The organism is Streptococcus sp. k-163, assembly GCF_013277555.1.
GTDB lineage: Bacteria > Bacillota > Bacilli > Lactobacillales > Streptococcaceae > Streptococcus.
This window is the reverse complement of sequence record NZ_VMND01000031.1, coordinates 1-1,567: the sequence shown is the minus strand read 5'-3', so window position 1 is coordinate 1,567 and position 1,567 is coordinate 1. Positions and strand designations below refer to the sequence as shown.

Below are 1,567 nucleotides of genomic sequence, written 5' to 3'. Positions count from 1 at the left end.
TAAAAACAAACGTAACACTCCAGACCGTCTTCAATTGAAGAAATACTCACCAAAACTTCGCAAACACGTTGTGTTTACAGAAGTTAAGTAAGCATTCAATACGAATCAATACAGAAGAAAAACGCTGATTTTGAACTGCACCCCAAAAGTTAGACAGAAAAAATCTAACTTTTGGGGTGTTTTTATTATGAAATTAACTTATGATGATAAAGTTCAGATCTATGAACTTAGAAAACAAGGATATAGCTTAGAGAAGCTTTCGAATAAATTTGGTATAAACAATTCTAATATTAGATACATGATTAAATTGATTGATCGTTACGGAATAGAGTTTGTCAAAAAAGGAAAAAATCGTTACTATTCTCCTGATTTAAAACAAGAAATGATTCATAAAGTCTTACATGAAGGCTGGACTAAAGATAGAGTTTCTCTTGAATACGGCCTCCCAAGTCGTACGATACTTCTTAATTGGCTAGCACAATACAGGAAAAACGGGTATACTATTGTTGAGAAAACAAGAGGGAGAGTACCTAAAATGGGACGTAAGCCAAAAAAGAGACCTGAAGAGAGGACAGAATTAGAACGTCTTCAAGCAGAAAATGAGTACCTGAGAGCGGAGAATGCTATCCTAAAAAAGTTAAGAGAACTCCGATTGAAGGAGGAAAAAGAGAAAGAAGAAAGACAGAAATTGTTCAAGAATTAATGACTGAGTTTTCGTTAGATATTCTTCTAAAAGCCATTAAACTAGCTCGTTCGACCTACTACTATCACTTGAAACAGCTAGATAAACCAGATAAGGACCAAGAGCTTAAAGATGAAATTCAATCCATTTTTATCGAACACAAGGGAAATTATGGTTATCGTCGGGTTCATTTAGAACTAAGAAATCGTGGTTATCTGGTAAATCATAAAAGAGTTCAACGCTTGATGGAAGTACTCAATTTACAAGCTAAAATGCGACAGAAACGAAAATATTCTTCTCATAAAGGAGATGTTGGTAAGAAGGCAGAGAATCTCATTCAACGTCAATTTGAAGGCTCTAAAACAATGGAAAAGTGCTACACAGATGTGACAGAATTTGCCATTCCAGCAAGTACTCAAAAGCTTTACTTATCACCAGTTTTAGATGGCTTTAATAGCGAAATTATCGCCTATAATCTTTCAACTTCACCCAACTTAGAACAAGTAAAAACAATGTTGGAACAGGCATTCACAGAGAAGCACTACGAGAATACGATTCTCCATAGTGATCAAGGCTGGCAATATCAACACGATTCTTATCACCAGTTTCTTGAGGGTAAGGGAATTCAAGCATCCATGTCACGTAAGGGTAACAGCCCAGACAATGGTATGATGGAGTCCTTCTTTGGGATTCTGAAATCGGAAATGTTTTACGGTTATGAGAAGTCGTTTCAGTCGCTTAAGCAATTGGAACAAGCTATTGTAGACTATATTGATTACTACAACAATAAACGAATTAAGGTAAAACTAAAAGGACTCAGTCCTGTGCAATACAGAACTAAATCCTTCGGATAAATTGATTGTCTAACTTTTTGGGGTCAGTACA

The 1,567-nt window shown here is 35.5% G+C and carries 2 protein-coding genes; both read left to right on the top strand.

Annotation, left to right across the window (positions count from 1 at the left end):
- A partial coding sequence (gene rpmG, locus HT731_RS09200) for a 50S ribosomal protein L33 (RefSeq protein ID WP_173278637.1) occupies positions 1-91 on the top strand: 91 nt, incomplete at its 5' end.
- A 96-nt stretch (positions 92-187) separates the two neighbouring features.
- Positions 188-1,536, top strand: a protein-coding gene (locus tag HT731_RS09195; RefSeq protein WP_124788370.1) for an IS3 family transposase whose coding sequence is annotated in 2 segments (ribosomal slippage) — positions 188-629 and positions 629-1,536 — 1,350 coding nt in all. Because the reading frame shifts where the segments join, the coding sequence is not laid out codon by codon here.
- Positions 1,537-1,567: the final 31 nt, after the last annotated feature.